16 protein-coding genes and 1 tRNA gene are annotated in these 15918 nt (G+C 59.6%); 14 read left to right on the top strand and 3 right to left on the bottom strand.

What is annotated here, in order from left to right; translation table 11 throughout:
* Nucleotides 1-10 precede the first annotated feature (10 nt).
* Both ABVN21_RS22615 and ABVN21_RS22610 read right to left on the bottom strand, forming a co-directional pair.
* A complete protein-coding gene (locus ABVN21_RS22615) occupies nt 11-769 on the bottom strand; it encodes a slipin family protein (RefSeq protein WP_339553686.1) in 759 nt (252 codons plus the stop codon).
* A gap of 2 nt (nt 770-771) precedes the next feature.
* Nucleotides 772-1305, bottom strand: a complete 534-nt coding sequence (locus ABVN21_RS22610) for an NfeD family protein (RefSeq protein ID WP_339553685.1) — start codon at nt 1303-1305, stop codon at nt 772-774.
* A gap of 197 nt (nt 1306-1502) precedes the next feature.
* Here ABVN21_RS22610 and ABVN21_RS22605 point away from each other — a divergent pair, with 197 nt between their 5' ends.
* The 11 genes from ABVN21_RS22605 to ABVN21_RS22555 all read left to right on the top strand — a co-directional run bounded on the left by ABVN21_RS22605 (nt 1503) and on the right by ABVN21_RS22555 (nt 11083).
* Nucleotides 1503-1964: a YbaK/EbsC family protein gene (locus ABVN21_RS22605; protein ID WP_339553684.1), complete on the top strand. Its 462-nt coding sequence runs from the start codon at nt 1503-1505 to the stop codon at nt 1962-1964.
* Between the two features lie 131 nt (nt 1965-2095).
* Nucleotides 2096-2341, top strand: a complete 246-nt coding sequence (locus tag ABVN21_RS22600) for a DUF2789 domain-containing protein (protein ID WP_339553683.1) — start codon at nt 2096-2098, stop codon at nt 2339-2341.
* 122 nt (nt 2342-2463) lie between these two features.
* Complete coding sequence (locus tag ABVN21_RS22595) at nt 2464-2892, top strand: MarR family transcriptional regulator (RefSeq protein ID WP_339553682.1); 429 nt, start codon at nt 2464-2466, stop codon at nt 2890-2892.
* Nucleotides 2889-4961, top strand: coding sequence for an FUSC family protein (locus ABVN21_RS22590; protein ID WP_339553681.1), 2073 nt, complete (start codon nt 2889-2891; stop codon nt 4959-4961). The genes ABVN21_RS22595 and ABVN21_RS22590 overlap by 4 nt, the downstream gene beginning before the upstream one ends.
* Nucleotides 4958-5167 (top strand): DUF1656 domain-containing protein, encoded by a 210-nt coding sequence (locus ABVN21_RS22585; RefSeq protein ID WP_339553680.1) that lies wholly within the window; start codon nt 4958-4960, stop codon nt 5165-5167. The genes ABVN21_RS22590 and ABVN21_RS22585 overlap by 4 nt, the downstream gene beginning before the upstream one ends.
* The gene (locus tag ABVN21_RS22580; protein WP_339553679.1) at nt 5164-6051 is read left to right on the top strand and encodes an HlyD family secretion protein; all 888 of its coding nucleotides are present in this window, start codon (nt 5164-5166) and stop codon (nt 6049-6051) included. Before ABVN21_RS22585 ends, ABVN21_RS22580 begins: the two co-directional genes overlap by 4 nt.
* Nucleotides 6048-7496: a TolC family protein gene (locus ABVN21_RS22575; protein WP_339553678.1), complete on the top strand. Its 1449-nt coding sequence runs from the start codon at nt 6048-6050 to the stop codon at nt 7494-7496. The genes ABVN21_RS22580 and ABVN21_RS22575 overlap by 4 nt, the downstream gene beginning before the upstream one ends.
* 92 nt (nt 7497-7588) lie before the next feature.
* Nucleotides 7589-8224: an NADH:ubiquinone oxidoreductase subunit N gene (locus ABVN21_RS22570; protein WP_339553677.1), complete on the top strand. Its 636-nt coding sequence runs from the start codon at nt 7589-7591 to the stop codon at nt 8222-8224.
* Between the two features lie 284 nt (nt 8225-8508).
* Nucleotides 8509-10014: a YdgA family protein gene (locus ABVN21_RS22565; RefSeq protein ID WP_339553676.1), complete on the top strand. Its 1506-nt coding sequence runs from the start codon at nt 8509-8511 to the stop codon at nt 10012-10014.
* 202 nt (nt 10015-10216) lie between these two features.
* Nucleotides 10217-10780, top strand: a complete 564-nt coding sequence (locus tag ABVN21_RS22560) for a YbhB/YbcL family Raf kinase inhibitor-like protein (RefSeq protein ID WP_339553675.1) — start codon at nt 10217-10219, stop codon at nt 10778-10780.
* A 33-nt stretch (nt 10781-10813) separates the two neighbouring features.
* The gene (locus tag ABVN21_RS22555; protein WP_339553674.1) at nt 10814-11083 is read left to right on the top strand and encodes a hypothetical protein; all 270 of its coding nucleotides are present in this window, start codon (nt 10814-10816) and stop codon (nt 11081-11083) included.
* An 82-nt stretch (nt 11084-11165) separates the two neighbouring features.
* Here the strand turns inward: ABVN21_RS22555 and ABVN21_RS22550 are convergent.
* Nucleotides 11166-11242, bottom strand: a tRNA-Arg gene (locus ABVN21_RS22550).
* Nucleotides 11243-11589: 347 nt separating this feature from the next.
* On the opposite strand from ABVN21_RS22550, the gene gabD reads away from it, so the two are divergent.
* The 3 genes from gabD (at nt 11590) to ABVN21_RS22535 (ending at nt 15863) form a co-directional block, all read left to right on the top strand.
* Nucleotides 11590-13032 (top strand): NADP-dependent succinate-semialdehyde dehydrogenase, encoded by a 1443-nt coding sequence (gene gabD, locus ABVN21_RS22545; RefSeq protein WP_034148409.1) that lies wholly within the window; start codon nt 11590-11592, stop codon nt 13030-13032.
* Nucleotides 13033-13232: 200 nt separating this feature from the next.
* Entirely contained in the window at nt 13233-14510 is a 1278-nt protein-coding gene (gabT, locus tag ABVN21_RS22540) for a 4-aminobutyrate--2-oxoglutarate transaminase (RefSeq protein WP_339553673.1), read from the top strand.
* Between the two features lie 138 nt (nt 14511-14648).
* On the top strand, nt 14649-15863 hold the full coding sequence (locus ABVN21_RS22535; RefSeq protein ID WP_339553672.1) for a response regulator: 1215 nt from the start codon (nt 14649-14651) through the stop codon (nt 15861-15863).
* The last annotated feature ends 55 nt before the right edge of the window (nt 15864-15918 follow it).

Below are 15918 nucleotides of genomic sequence, written 5' to 3'. Positions count from 1 at the left end.
GCGTCTGCGTTCAGGGTTTCGACGATAGATCCGCCATGCCCTTGAGCAATTCGATCGGCAGCGGAAAGACAATCGTCGAACTCTTGTCGCCGGCAATCGAACTCAGCGTTTGCATGTATCGCAACTGCATGGCGCCGGGTTGGCGGCCGAGCATTTCGGCGGCTTGCATGAGTTTTTCCGAGGCCTGCAATTCGCCCTCGGCATGAATCACTTTGGCCCGGCGTTCACGTTCCGCTTCGGCTTGTTTGGCGATGGCACGGATCATCGATTCATTGAGGTCGACGTGCTTGATTTCGACGTTGGCCACCTTGATGCCCCAGGCGTCAGTCTGGGCGTCGAGAACTTGCTGGATATCGATGTTCAGACGTTCGCGTTCGGCCAGCAGTTCATCGAGTTCGTGCTTGCCAAGCACCGCACGCAAGGTGGTTTGCGCCAGTTGGCTGGTGGCCATGAGAAAGTCTTCGACCTGGATGATCGCTTTCTGCGGGTCGAGTACGCGGAAGTACAGCACGGCGTTGACCTTGACCGAGACGTTATCGCGGGTGATCACGTCCTGGGCCGGCACGTCGAGGACCACGGTGCGCAAGTCGACGCGCACCATTTGCTGGACCACCGGAATCAACAGAATCAAACCGGGGCCTTTGACCTGCCAGAAGCGTCCGAGCTGGAACACCACCCCGCGTTCGTATTCGCGCAGGATGCGGAAAGTCGCTCCCGCCAAGACAATCAGCAGGAGTAGCAGCGCGACAAAACCCAGTTGCAGGCCCATGTTCATTCTCCAACCGGAACCGCGTCAGTCGCGGCGACTTCCAGCACTAATCCCTTGCGCGCCACCACCCGCACCCGTTGCCCGATTAGCAGCGGTTTGGCACTCGACACTTGCCAGCGCTCGCCCTGCAAATGCACCCAGCCGTGACAGGCGTCGCCGACCTGCAGTGACAGCACCGGGGTCACGCTGCCGAGCAGCCCGGCATCACCGCTGACCGTGTGGCGGGGTCGGGTTTTCAGGGCGCGGATCAACAGGAATATCAGCAGCAGTGCGCTGATGAGTCCCAGGCCAATCATCAATGGAACGGGCATTTGTGCATTGGTCAGGATGACTGCGCCGATCACGAACATCACGATCCCGCCCAGGCCGATTACACCGTAATTGGGCAGGGCCGCTTCGGCGATCAGGAAGGCGATGCCGAAGGTGATCAGCCACAGGCCAATCGGATCGGATGTCGGCAGTCCAGCGGTGTCCGCGGCGAAGGCGGATCCGCTCAACGCCAGCAGCAATGCAATGGCGCAACAACGAGTGTTCACGTGACCCTCCGGGAGAGTCGCAGGGCGGTTCTGTATACAGTCTAGTTGAGCGGTGGGTTGTATGAATTTTGCTCAGTTGTCGATGTGTCCGATGGGCGGATTTCCCGCCGGATCAGCCCGGCGGGCCTAGACTTTGAGTACGTGAAAAAGCGTCAACCATCGTCCGCCAGAGGCTGTCGCGGACACCGAGGTGCATCATGCGTATGGCAAGAACCGTGCAGAGAAGCCTGGACCGGGCTCAATGCGAATATGACATCGTCACCCACCCACATTCGGCCAGCAGCCTCGAAACGGCGCGGGTCGCGGGCATTCCTGCCGAACGGGTGGCCAAATCGGTCATCCTCGACGACCACCATGGTCATTACCTGATGGCCTTGCTGCCCGCCAGTCGTCACCTGGACTTGAGCAAAGTGCGCACCAGCGGCGAATGGCAAGTTTCCCGGGAAAGCCATCTGCCGCATCTGTTTGATGATTGTGAACGCGGCGCCGTACCTGCCCTGGGTGAGGCTTATGGGCTCGACGTGGTCATCGACCCGCTACTGACCCGGCAGAAAGACATCTACCTGGAAGCCGGCAATCACATCAACCTGGTGCACATGAACATGACGGAATTTCTGAAAATGGTGCCGCATGCGCAGGTGCGGGAGTTGAGTCATTGAGATTGTTTCGTCAAAGCTGCCGTCTTCGCGGGCAGGCTCGCTCCCACAGGGATAGGTGTTCACCCTGTGGCAGCGAGCCTGCTCGCGATTGACCGCGTAGCGGTCACTCATCCATTCCAAAGGAGCCAGACATGGAAAACCCAACCCACAGCCTCCCTTCACTGTTCAAACAACTCGGCCTGCCCGACGACGCCGTGAGCATCGATAAATTCATCGCCACCCACTCGCCGCTCAAACCGGACCTGCATCTGGCGGATGCGTTTTTCTGGAGCCCTAGCCAGGCGGATCTGCTGCGCACTGAAATTCTGGATGACGCCGATTGGGCAGAGGTGGTGGATCAGTTGAATGTGATGTTGAGGAAGGGACGCGGAGGTTAGAAAAAGCCGCATACCAATTTGTTTCAAAACTTGACGAAAAATCCCTTCCAATGCCATATTGATAGTTAGCAAACTAACAGTGTGTGTTTCTCCTCGTGCCGAATGATCTCGACGCTCTCCAGATGAACATCAGCAGCTCCATGGTTGTAGCCGCCCGGCATTGGCGGAAGATCTGCCAGACGACGCTGGTGAACTATGGAATTTCCGAAGCCTGTGCCGTCCCGTTGTTGATGATCGGGCGCCTGGGCGAGGGTGTGCGGCAGGTGACGGTGGCGCAGGCGGCGGGGATGGAGAGTCCGTCCCTGGTGCGTTTGCTCGATCAGTTGTGCCATTCCGGTTATGTCTGTCGCACCGAAGATGCACAGGACCGTCGCGCCAAATGCCTGAGCCTGACCGACGCCGGTCGAACCCTGGTGCAAGCCGTCGAAGTCGAACTGGTGCGCTTGCGCAATGAAGTGCTTGAAGGCATCGACCAGCGTGATCTGGAAGCCACGCTGCGCGTGTTGAAGGCCTTTGAATCGGCCAGCCATCTGCCGGCGATTTATCCTTGAACGGTTTTTTTTCCGGCATGCCCCCGGCGCGGGACTGGTTCTACGGTGTGCGTACGTTCGCGGCCTCGATGATCGCGTTGTACATCGCGTTGCTCATGCAAATGCCGCGTCCGTATTGGGCGATGGCCACGGTGTATATCGTCTCCAATCCATTCGTTGGCCCTACCAGTTCCAAAGCGTTGTACCGCGCAGTCGGTACGTTTATCGGTGCAGCTGCTGCGGTCATGTTCGTGCCGATGTTTGTCCAAAGCCCTTACGTGTTGGTACTGGTCATCGCATTGTGGACCGGCATTCTGCTGTTTCTTTCCCTGCATCTGCGCACGGCCAACAACTATGCGTTGATGCTCGCCGGTTACACCTTGCCGCTGATTGCCCTGCCGGTGGTGGATAACCCGTTGGCGGTGTGGGATGTGGCCGAGGCGCGTACCGAAGAAATTTTCCTTGGCATAGCCGTCGCGGCGGTGGTCGGAGCGATGTTTTGGCCTCGGCGGCTGGCGCCGGTGTTCAACGATTCGGTAAGTAAATGGTTTGCCGACGCCTCCACCTACAGCCTGCGTTTCCTCAGCCGCAACGTGCAGCCGGATGAAGTCAGTACACTGCGCATGGCGATGGTCGCGAACTTCAACACCCTGGAACTGATGATCGGCCAGTTGCCTCACGAAGGCGCTCGCCCGCAAACGGTGCGCAACACCAAGATGCTGCGTGGGCGGATGATCCACCTGTTGACGGTGATCGATGCCCTCGACGACGCGCTCTATGCCCTTGAGCGGCGCACGCCGGAGCTTGTGGACAAGTTCGCGCCACTGCTCAGCGCCGCCACCGAATGGCTTCAGCATCAAGACGCCGACATTGATCGGTGGCAGGCACTTAAAGATCAACTCGAAGCGATGCAGCCCAGCGCACCAGCACTGGAGGATCGCAAACAGTTGCTGTTTTCCAATGCCCTCTATCGCCTCGCCGAATGGGTCGACTTGTGGCAGGACTGCCGCAGCCTGCAAGCCGCCATCCAGTGCGAAAGCCAGGAGTCTTGGCGCGCGGTGTATCGGCATTGGCGCCTGGGTCGGCTGTCACCGTTTCTGGATCGTGGCTTGATGCTGTATTCGGCGGCGTCCACCGTCACCGCCATCATCGTCGCTTCGGTGCTGTGGATTCTGCTCGGCTGGACTGACGGCGGCGCTGCGGTGATTCTGGCGGCGGTATCGTGCAGTTTCTTCGCTTCGATGGACGACCCGGCGCCGCAGATTTATCGGTTCTTCTTTTGGACGGCGATGTCGGTGTTGTTGGCCAGCCTTTACCTGTTTCTGGTGCTGCCCAATCTGCATGACTTCCCGATGCTGGTGCTGGCGTTCGCGGTACCGTTCATCTGCATCGGCACCCTGACGGTCAAGCCGCAGTTTTACCTGGGGATGCTGCTGACCCTGGTCAACACGTCGTCCTTCATCAGTATTCAGGGCGCCTACGACGCGGACTTCCTCAGTTTTGCCAACTCCAACCTGGCCGGTCCGATCGGCTTGTTGTTCGCCTTTGTCTGGACCCTGATCGCCCGGCCGTTCGGTGCCGAACTGGCAGCCAAGCGCCTGACCCGTTTCAGTTGGCGCGACATCGTCAGCCTCACTGAGCCTGCGACCCTGGCCGATCATCGGCACCTGGGCGTGCAGATGCTCGACCGGCTGATGCAGCATCTGCCACGGCTGGCCATCACTGGCCAGGACACCGGCATCGCCCTGCGGGAAGTTCGGGTGGCGTTGAATCTGTTGGACCTGCTCGCCTACGCGCCGCGTATCCACGGTGAGCCGAACATGTTGCTGCGCCAAGTGGTGACGGAGGTCGGCGAGTATTTCAAGACCTGTCTTAAGGCTGGCGAGCGCTTACCGGCACCGAGCGCTTTGCTGATGACCCTCGACCGCACGCGCCGTGCCCTGAGTGGCGCGGGTGACGATGAAACCCGCCTTCACTTGTTGCACGCCTTGAGTGGCTTGCGCCTGGCCCTGTTGCCCGGCGTCGAATTTGTCGGTTCCGCCGAACTCGAAGAACCGCTTCCCCATGGCATCGATGGAGCGCCTTTATGATCGGTGATCTGGATCTCAGCGGGGTGTTCCTGCCCACGCTGCTGGTGCTGATGGGCATTACGTATCTGTTGTTCCTGTTGGTGCACGGGGTGCTGACGCGCCTGCACTTTTACCGTCTGGTCTGGCACCGGGCATTGTTTAACGTGGCTCTCTACGCCTTGCTGCTTGGCGCCGTGGACTCACTCAGTCGATACCTGATGACATGAAAAAACCGTTTTTAACCCTCGGTCGCGTGGTCCTGACCCTGTTGATCGTGACCTTCGCGGTCGTCGTGGTCTGGCGCATGGTGATGTATTACATGTTCGCGCCCTGGACCCGTGACGGGCACATTCGTGCCGATATCGTACAGATCGCGCCGGACGTTTCCGGGCTGATCCAGCAAGTTGAAGTGCGCGACAACCAGTTGGTGAAGCGCGGCCAGGTGTTGTTCAGCATCGACCAGGACCGTTTCAAACTGGCGCTACGCCAGGCGAAAGCGGCGGTTGCCGACCGCGAAGAAACCCTCGCCCAGGCCCAGCGCGAAGCCAAGCGCAACAAGGGTCTCGGCAATCTGGTGCCAGGCGAACAATTGGAAGAAAGTCAGTCCAAGGTCGCCCGTGCCCAAGTGGCATTGATGGAAGCGCAGGTGGCGGTGGACAGCGCTCAGCTCAACCTCGACCGCTCGGTGATCCGCAGCCCGGTGGACGGCTACGTCAACGACCGCGCGCCGCGCGCCAAGGAATTCGTCAGTGCCGGTCGGCCGGTGTTGTCCGTCGTCGACAGCAATTCCTTTCACATCGACGGCTACTTCGAAGAAACCAAACTGGACGGCATTCACGTTGGCCAAAGCGTCGACATTCGGGTGGTCGGCGACCGTGCGCGACTGCGCGGCCACGTGGAAAGCATCGTCGCCGGTATCGAAGACCGCGACCGCACCAGCGGCAGCAACCTGTTGCCCAACGTCAACCCGGCGTTCAGCTGGGTGCGGCTGGCGCAGCGGATTCCGGTGCGAATCGCTTTTGATGACGTCCCGGCCGATTTCCGCATGATTGCCGGGCGTACGGCCACGGTGTCGATTATCGACGATCAAAACCGGGAGCCGGCGCAATGAACAAAGCCTCGGGTTTGGCCGTCGCCGGATTAGGCCTGTTGCTGTCGGCGTGTCAGGCAGTCGGGCCGGATTATCACTTGCCGGACGAGGCGGCCATCCACCGTGAAGACTTGCAAGGCGAGTTGGCGGTCGGAGGCAAACCGGTGGTTTCGGCGCCGGTGCCTGCCGATTGGTGGCGCCTGTATCAGGACCCGCGACTCGACCAATTGGTCCAGCAAGCCATGGCGTCCAATACCGACCTGCGCGTGGCAGCGGCCAGTCTGCTGCGGGCTCGTGCGCAAGTGGACGAGGCCGAGGCGGCGGGTGGCTGGAGTGGCGGTGTGAAGATGGGCGCCCAGCGGTTGCAGGAATCCGGCGAAGCGTTTCTGCTGCCGGAAAAAGTGCCGGTGGCCAACATCGGTGATATCGGCATTTCCGCGTCCTACCAGTTCGACCTGTTCGGCACGCTGCAACGCGGTATCGAAGCGGCCAAGGCCAATGCCGATGCGACCCAGGCCGCCGCCGATACCGCCCGTATCACCCTGGTGGCGGATGTGGTTCGCGCCTACATCCAAGTGTGTGCGGCCAACGAAGAGCGGGAAATCGCCCAGCACTCCCTCGACTTGCAAGAACAGAGCACCACGCTGATCCAGCGCTTGCGCGACGCCGGCCGTGGCGACGAAACCCAGGTCACTCGCTCGCAAACCCAATTCAAATCCCTGCGCGCCGACATGCCGCGCTATGAAGCGGCGCGTCAGGCCGGATTGTTCCGCTTGTCGATGCTGCTGGCCAAACCGCTGGATCAATTGCCGGCCGGCACCGCGACGTGCGCCGAGTTGCCGAAAATCGCGCAATTGATACCTGTGGGCGATGGCGCCGCGTTGCTCAAGCGTCGTCCCGACGTGCGGCAAGCCGAGCGTCGACTGGCCGCCGCGACCGCCGGCATCGGCGTCGCCACTGGCGAGCTGTACCCGAACATCAGCATCGGCGCGACCATCGGCACCGTCGGCATCCTCGACAATCTCGGCGAGCCGTCGACCAATCGCTGGGGTTTTGGGCCGTCACTGACCTGGACTGTGCCGTCCAACGGCACCCGTGCACGAATCCGTGAGGCCGAAGCCACGACCCAAGGCGTGTTGGCGCACTTCGACGGCGTTGTGCTCAACGCCATCCGCGAAACCCAGACCAGCCTGGCCCAGTACTCCGCACTGCTGCAACGCCGTGACGCCCTGGCGGATGCCGAGCAGTCGGCGAAACTGGCGGCCGACCAGACTCACCGCTTCTTCCAGGCCGGCCGCGCGTCGTTTCTGGCAGACCTGCAGGCGACTCGCACCTACACCGACGTCACGGCGCAACTGGCCAGTGCGAACACGCAAGTTGCCATGGGTCAGATCAATTTGTTCCTCGCCTTGGGTGGCGGTTGGGAAAGCGGACGAACGCAAGCGTCGAACTCCGGCAAACCCTGAGGCCGTTGCTATGCTTTGAAGTGTCGCCGGGGCGTTCGTGAAAAATGCCCCTGCTTCGCACAAGGCTCGCGCAGGTCATGGGGAAACCAATAATGAAAAACCCTTATGCTCTCGGCTTCTGGTGCGCCGTTGTGGCGTTAGTGCTGCTCTCGGCGACCTACTTCTACGGCATCATGCTGGCCCATCAGATCGACAAGGCTCTGGTGTTCCTCGACAGCGCCACCGCGCTGATCGCCGTGATGTCCATCGCGGTGGTGGCCTGGGCGTCCGTCCAGACCCAGAAAATCAAAAAAAGACAACTCGAACAAGGCAAGACCCTGGTCCTGATCTGGGACACCAAGGTCGCGCTGCGCCGTGTCGAAACGGTGTTCGATCGCTATTTCTGGGGCAGTTACTGGCAACCGGGGCGCACGTTCCAGGAAGTCATGGGGGAACTCACCGGCACACCGCTGGAAAAGAGTCTCGAAACCCTGAAAAAACAATGCCTGGAGCTGGACAAACAAGTGGCCGACGACGGTCGGCACTGGCTCAACAATGCCCGGGAGCTGGCGGACGTCGCCACGGCCATGGCGCGCGAGCGTTATCAGCTGGACTTCTGCGACCCGCGAGGGGAAGTGACCGGCGGGGCGGTGATCAACCGGGATTTTGAAGTGCTGGTGTACACGTGGACGGCGCGGCTCAAAACCTTTGATCATCAGCTGGATGAGATCGAAGTGCAGTATTCCTGAATCTGTGTTGATGACACTGACGCCATCGCTGGCAAGCCAGCTCCTACAGGTTTCACACAATTCCCGTAGGAGCTGGCTTGCCAGCGATAGCAATCGAATCAACACCGCAATGCTCGCGTCTTGCAGCAACGTCCCATAAACACTCTTTCACCCTTAATCATTGGGTCGCCCGCCGCGCCTGATGCTAATCTGCACGCCACTTTCAGCACAGTCGTGACCGCAACCCGTCATGGGTTCAGGGAAGACGACCACACCTTCAACTACGGACATTGATCGGGTCATTCATGAATAAATCAGCAGGCGTGCTCCTGGGAATTGTTGTCGTCATCGGTGCAATCAGCGTCGGCGGTGCCTGGTACACCGGCACCAAAATCGAAGGCGTATTGAACAGCTCCCTGGCTGACGCTAACCAGCAGTTGCAGGCGGCGTTGGTGGGTCACAAAGGCACCGCGTCGCTGGAACTGGTGTCGCTGGAGCGCCACGTATTCAGCAGCACCGCGCACTATCGTCTGAAGGGCGAAGGTGAAATGTTTGGCGAGACGCCAATCGAGTTGCTGTTTGTCGACCACGTCGAACACGGCCCGCTGCCGTTCTCGCGCCTGATGTCGCTGAAGTGGTTACCGGTCATGGCCACCAGTCACTACGAACTGGAAAAAACGCCGCTCACCGAAAAATGGTTCGCCGCGACCAAGGACGCCTCGCCGCTCAAAGGCGTGGTCAACATCGGCTACGACAACTCCACCAACGGCAACCTGGAATTGCTGCCGCTGGAAGCGGCCCTGGATGACAAGTCCAGCGTGAAATTCTCCGGCCTCAAGGTCGACGTTGCGGCCAGTGCCCAGGCGCAGAAGGTCAAAGCCGATGGCTACATGGACAGTCTGAAGCTAACCACCGTTTCCGAAGATCAGGCGCCGGTGCAGGTCGAATTGAACGGCCTGACCCTGGCCAGCAATCTGAACAAAAGCACCTACGGCTTTTACACGGGCGAGAACACGGTCGTGCTGAAGAACAGCAAAACCACCTTCGGCCCGAAACAGTCAGTGCTGGGCTTCAACAATTTCGAAATGAAAAATCACACCGAGGAATCCGGCACCAGCGCTTCCGGGCGTGCCGATTACAAGATTGGCGAAGTGTCCTTGAACGGCAAGCCTGTCGGCTCGGCACAAATGGCCTTGAGCCTGAAGAACCTCGACATTCCGTCGACGATGGCGCTGATGCAGGTTTACCAGACCAAGCTGCAGCCGTACGAGCAGGCTGCCACCGAAGCGGCTGAGGCGGGTCAACCAGTACCAGAGCTGAAACTGACCGAAGCCGAAGAAGCGCAACTCAAAACCAATCTGGAGCAATTGCTCGCAGCCGGTCCGCAGGTGGCTCTGGAAAGCCTGTCGTTCACCACGCCCCATGGCGAAAGTCGTGCGAACCTGGTGCTGAACCTGACCAAACCGCAGGCGATCGACCTGCCGGTGGATCAATTGGTGCGACAACTGATCGCGCTGCTGGACATCAATCTGCAAGTGTCCAAGCCCATGCTCGTTGACGTGCTCACCGTGCAATCGCAAATCGACGGTCAGACCGACGCCAAATTGATCGCGGATCAAGCCACCGCCACTGCCGACATGTTTGGCAGCATGGCCGTTGGCACGCAGTTGGCGAAACTGGACGGCAATAACATCGTCAGCAAACTGCACTACGCCAATAATCAGGTGGAATTCAACGGCCAGAAAATGACCGTCGAAGAGTTCGTCGGTTTTGTGATGAGCAAGTTCGGTGGGGGCGGCGAGGTCCAGTAAACGCGGATCGAGTTCGACACCAATGTGGCGAGGGAGCTCGCTCCCGCTCGTCTGCGTAGCAGACGCAAAACCAAACGATTTTTTATAAGAAAATTGTCTGGCGCTATTGTCGGGGTTCATCCAATTCCCACTGCCACCGCGTCAACGGTCCGGCTATAGTTTGCACGCCGACGACGGCCCCACCCGCACAAGGTACTCCGGCATGACCCGATTGACCTCTCTGAACCCTTGGCTCGCGGCCGTAGCAGTCGCCCTTTGCGTGCAATTTCCGGCGCACGCGGCCCAGGAGCGTTTCACCCTGAACATCCCGGGTGTATCGGACGACCGACTGTTCACTTCGGCCGCCGCCAGCGATGCCGCCGGTTGCGGCGGGCACAATGTTTCACCGGCGCTGAGCTGGAACGCTGGCCCGGCAGGCACGCTCAGCTACGCCGTCGTCATGCACGACCCGGATGGCCAGAAAGGCCAGGGTGTCGATCACTGGGTGCATTACGGCATAAAGGCCGCCACTCACCAGATCCCGGCCGGCGTCGGTGCCAAATCCGCGCTCGAAGGCGTGGGCGGCACCAACAGCAAAGGCACCACAGGCTACATCGGCCCTTGCCCGCCGGTTGGCGACAGTGCGCATCATTACATCATCCAGATCTATGCACTGGACCTGGCACCGGATGCCTTGCCGGCCGGCCTGACCCGCGCGCAGTTTCTGGAAAAAATCAAAGGCCACGTGCTGAAAAACAGCAGTGTGGTGCGGCGCTATCACCGCTGAAGTTTTTAGAACGGTCGAACCAAACCGGGCGATTTGGCATTCAGGCCCGAAAACGCGCACTATCGGGCCATAGCAGATGCGTTGGAGGATGCCGTGGCAAAAAAAATCGACCGCATCGCCCAAATGCTCAACTGCCCGGAAAAGGGTGAGGAACTGCGGCGAGCGATTACCGAGAGTCGTAAGGACTTTCTGCTGAATCAGCCGGAAGAAGACCTTATTGAAGGCGACATGCTCGAAGAAGAAATTATCGAGGATGACGAGGACGATGATGAATACGACGAGTTTGACTGGACGACAGAATGAAAAAAACCGCTTAGGCGGTTTTTTTGCGCCCAACAAAAAAGCCCCAGACCCAAAGGGCCTGAGGCTTTCTCGTGTTTATTCATGGTGCACCAGGCGGGATTCGAACCCACGACCCCTGCCTTCGGAGGGCAGTACTCTATCCAGCTGAGCTACTGGTGCAGCGGGCGCCATGATACTCATATGCACTGCGGGCGTCCATGCTGCTGAATCGACTGGGTTTTTCCAAAGCGTAACTTGCGTTTGCTACGTTGATCAGAAAAATGCAGCAAAAAAGACGTTTTCGTTCTTTTTTTCGAACGCCCTATTGTCCTTTACCCCCTTTGATCCTAGGATTCGTTTGAGATTTCAAACGCTCTTGTCTGGGTGCTGAACCGCACGAGTTCATTCCGTGCGCTATTTATGTGCTTCAGCCCGGTGAATGATTTCCCTGACGGCAGCCTATTGAGGCGCCTTTCTACAATCATAATTCGCTCCGTATTGTTACGGTGCTGTTAAGGAAAGCCGACATGCAGCTTAAAGACACCCAGTTGTTCCGCCAGCAAGCCTTCATCGATGGCGCTTGGGTTGATGCGGACAATGGTCAAACGATCAAGGTCAACAACCCGGCAACGGGCGAAATTCTGGGCACCGTACCGAAAATGGGCGCTGCCGAAACCCGCCGTGCCATCGAAGCTGCTGACAAAGCGCTGCCGGCCTGGCGTGCACTGACCGCCAAGGATCGTGCGAACAAGCTGCGTCGCTGGTTCGAACTGATCATCGAGAACCAGGACGACCTGGCTCGCTTGATGACCATGGAGCAAGGCAAGCCATTAGCCGAAGCCAAGGGCGAAATCGTTTACGCCGCTTCGTTCATCGAATGGTTCGCTGAAGAAGCCAAGCGCATCTACGGTGACGTGATTCCGGGTCACCAGCCAGACAAGCGTCTGATCGTGATCAAGCAACCAATTGGCGTGACCGCTGCCATCACTCCTTGGAACTTCCCGGCTGCGATGATCACCCGTAAAGCCGGCCCGGCCCTGGCCGCCGGCTGCACCATGGTCCTCAAGCCTGCGTCGCAAACACCGTACTCCGCCTTCGCCCTGGCTGAACTGGCCCAGCGTGCCGGCATTCCGGCCGGTGTGTTCAGCGTAGTTTCCGGCAGCGCCGGCGACATCGGCAGCGAGCTGACCAGCAACCCGATCGTGCGCAAACTGTCCTTCACCGGTTCGACCGAAATCGGTCGTCAACTGATGTCGGAATGCGCCAAGGACATCAAGAAAGTGTCCCTGGAACTGGGCGGCAATGCACCGTTCATCGTGTTTGACGACGCGGACCTGGATAAGGCTGTCGAAGGCGCGATCATTTCCAAGTACCGCAACAACGGCCAGACCTGCGTTTGCGCCAACCGTCTGTACATTCAGGATTCGGTCTACGACGCGTTCGCCGAGAAACTGAAAGTGGCTGTGGCCAAACTGAAGATCGGCAACGGTCTGGAAGACGGCACTACCACCGGTCCGCTGATCGACGAAAAAGCCGTGGCCAAGGTGCAAGAGCACATCGCTGACGCCGTGTCCAAAGGCGCCACCGTTCTGTCCGGCGGCAAGTCCATCGAAGGCAACTTCTTCGAGCCGACCATCCTGACCAACGTGCCGAACAACGCTGCCGTGGCCAAGGAAGAAACCTTCGGTCCATTGGCTCCGCTTTTCCGTTTCAAAGACGAAGCCGACGTGATCGCGATGTCTAACGACACCGAATTCGGTCTGGCCTCGTACTTCTATGCCCGCGACCTGGGTCGCGTGTTCCGGGTGGCTGAAGCCCTGGAATACGGTATGGTCGGCGTCAACACCGGGCTGATCTCCAACGAAGTCGCGCCGTTCGGCGGCATCAAGGCCTCGGGCCTGGGTCGTGAAGGCTCCAAGTACGGCATCGAAGATTACCTGGAAATCAAATACCTCTGCCTGGGCATCTAAGCTCGAGGGCATATGCCCGGCAAGGCATCGCTTCAAACGCAAAGGGCACGAGAGCGCTGTCCCTTTGCGTTGCTTCAAAACCGGAATTTTCTCGGTGGCCGGGAACGCTGCGGCAGTCGATCATCGCATGCTGCCGTCGTTACTTCCCCGCCGCTTAATCCTTGAACCACGCCGACCGATGAGCGGCGAATGAGGAATGTATGAGCAAGACTAACGCTGATTTGATGGCCCGCCGTACCAATGCTGTTCCACGTGGTGTTGGCCAGATTCACCCGATCTTCGCCGAGTCCGCGAAGAACGCCACCGTGACCGACGTTGAAGGTCGCGAGTTCATCGACTTCGCCGGCGGTATCGCTGTGCTGAACACCGGCCACGTGCACCCGAAAATCATCGCCGCCGTGACCGAGCAGCTGAACAAGCTGACCCACACTTGTTTCCAGGTTCTGGCTTACGAACCGTACGTGGAAGTGTGCGAAAAAGTGAACGCCAAGGTGCCTGGTGATTTCGCCAAGAAAACCTTGCTGGTCACCACCGGTTCCGAAGCCGTGGAAAACTCCATCAAGATCGCCCGTGCCGCCACTGGCCGTGCTGGCGTGATCGCCTTCACCGGCGCGTACCACGGTCGCACCATGATGACCCTGGGCCTGACCGGTAAAGTCGTGCCTTACTCGGCCGGCATGGGCCTGATGCCAGGCGGCGTGTTCCGCGCGCTGTACCCGAACGAACTGCACGGCGTGAGCATCGACGATTCGATCGCTTCCATCGAACGCATCTTCAAGAACGACGCCGAGCCGCGTGACATCGCTGCCATCATCATCGAGCCGGTTCAGGGCGAAGGTGGTTTCTACGTCGCTCCTAAAGAGTTCATGAAGCGTCTGCGTGCCCTGTGCGACCAACACGGCATCCTGCTGATCGCTGACGAAGTACAAACGGGCGCTGGCCGTACCGGTACGTTCTTCGCCATGGAACAGATGGGTGTTGCTGCCGACCTGACCACCTTCGCCAAATCCATCGCTGGCGGCTTCCCACTGGCCGGTGTTTGCGGCAAAGCCGAATACATGGATGCTATCGCTCCAGGCGGTCTGGGCGGCACCTACGCCGGTAGCCCGATCGCTTGCGCCGCGGCCCTGGCCGTGATGGAAGTGTTCGAAGAAGAGCACTTGCTGGATCGTTGCAAAGCGGTTGGCGAGCGTCTGGTGACTGGTCTGAAAGCTATCCAGGCCAAGTACCCGGTCATTGGTGAAGTGCGTGCCCTGGGCGCGATGATCGCGGTCGAGCTGTTCGAAGACGGCGACAGCCACAAGCCTAACGCTGCAGCCGTGGCGTCCGTTGTGGCCAAGGCTCGCGACAAGGGCCTGATCCTGCTGTCCTGCGGCACCTACGGCAACGTTCTGCGCGTCCTGGTACCGCTGACCTCGCCGGACGAGCAACTGGACAAAGGTCTGGCGATCATTGAAGAGTGCTTCTCTGAACTCTGATCGCCGAGTGTGACCTGATCGACAAAAAACCCGCTTCGGCGGGTTTTTTCATGTCTGCCAAAACAGATACGACGTATTGCTACTATATCGAAGGGACCCGCATTGGATAAGGTTCAGGGCATTGCCAGGGAGAGCTGTATGACTGTCGTAGATTTACCCGCCATTCCAAGAGTGCTGATCGCCGAGGCCGATCCCTGGTCCCGCGATTTGCTCAAGGAAGTGTTGTTGAACGTCCGCTGCGATGCGCGGTTGGATTTGTGTGCCAACGGCCAACAGGCGCTGGAATTGCTGGCGACTAAGCCTTATGACCTGGTGATCGTCGACTGGGAGTTGCCCGGGGTCGATGGCCTGAATGTGTTGCGCAGCGTGCGCCAGCGCAAACGCAATCCGCCGTTGCCATTCATTCTGATGAGCAGCCGTAATGACAGCGCGAGTGTGCGCGAGGCATTGCCGCTAGCGCCCACCGCTTACCTGACTAAACCCCTGAACATGGAAAGCCTCACCCATCGTCTGCAGGGTTTGTTGCTTGATGCCGGTGAAGAGGTGTCTTGCGAAATACCGGCGCTGGCGCCAGGCATGACCTTGTCGATATTCCTCGAGCGCCGTCGCGAACTGGCCGAAGGCGCGCCGCTGATGACCGACGTGCAGCGGGCGGTCAAGCGCAGCCTCCATCCTAAGGGCCTGGATTTGGCGGTGTTGGAAGACGAGATCCGTACCGATCCACAAATCACCGCCGTGCTGATCGCCGCTGCCAACAGCGCGGCCCAGCACCATGGTGTCGCCGTGCAAACCCTGGCCCAGGCGCTGCACCGACTGGGCACCGGGCAGAGCATGAACCTGATTCTCGGTCTGGCCTTGAAGCGCAGTGCGCGGCTCAGCGACCCGTATCTGTCGGACTATGCCGAACGCTATTGGGACTTGTCTTTGCACACAGCGGAATACGCGCGGACGCTGGCGCGCTTGCTGGATCTGGATCAGGCGCGTTGCTACTGCGCCGGCATGCTTCATTGTCTTGGTGATCTGGCGTTGCTGCGCTGTTTGCAAGAATGGAAGCAGGCCGGTGGTGACTTGGACGAGCAAGAAGCGGTCGGCGAGGCGCTGGCCGAATTTGGCGCGGCCTACGGCTCGGCCCTGCGCACCCGCTGGCGCCTGCCATTGGAGCTGCGCGAACTGATTGCGGCGGTCTATCAGCTCGGTGGCGGGGTTTACTCCCGCGAAGCGCTGGTGATGAACATGGCAGGGCAACTGGCGCGGCTGACTGAGCATGAAGGTATTGAAGAATTGGCCAAGAGCCGGACAGCGCGGTTGCTGCAGATCGGCTTGCCGGAGTTGATGCGGATGCGCAAGAAGTAAGCCTGAAACCTGTAGGCGCTGGCTTGCCGGCGATGGCGTTATATCTGGCTGACCG

The sequence above is a fragment of the Pseudomonas sp. MYb327 genome (assembly GCF_040438925.1).
Taxonomy (GTDB): Bacteria; Pseudomonadota; Gammaproteobacteria; order Pseudomonadales; family Pseudomonadaceae; genus Aquipseudomonas.
This window is presented reverse-complemented; position numbering and strand designations above follow the sequence as displayed.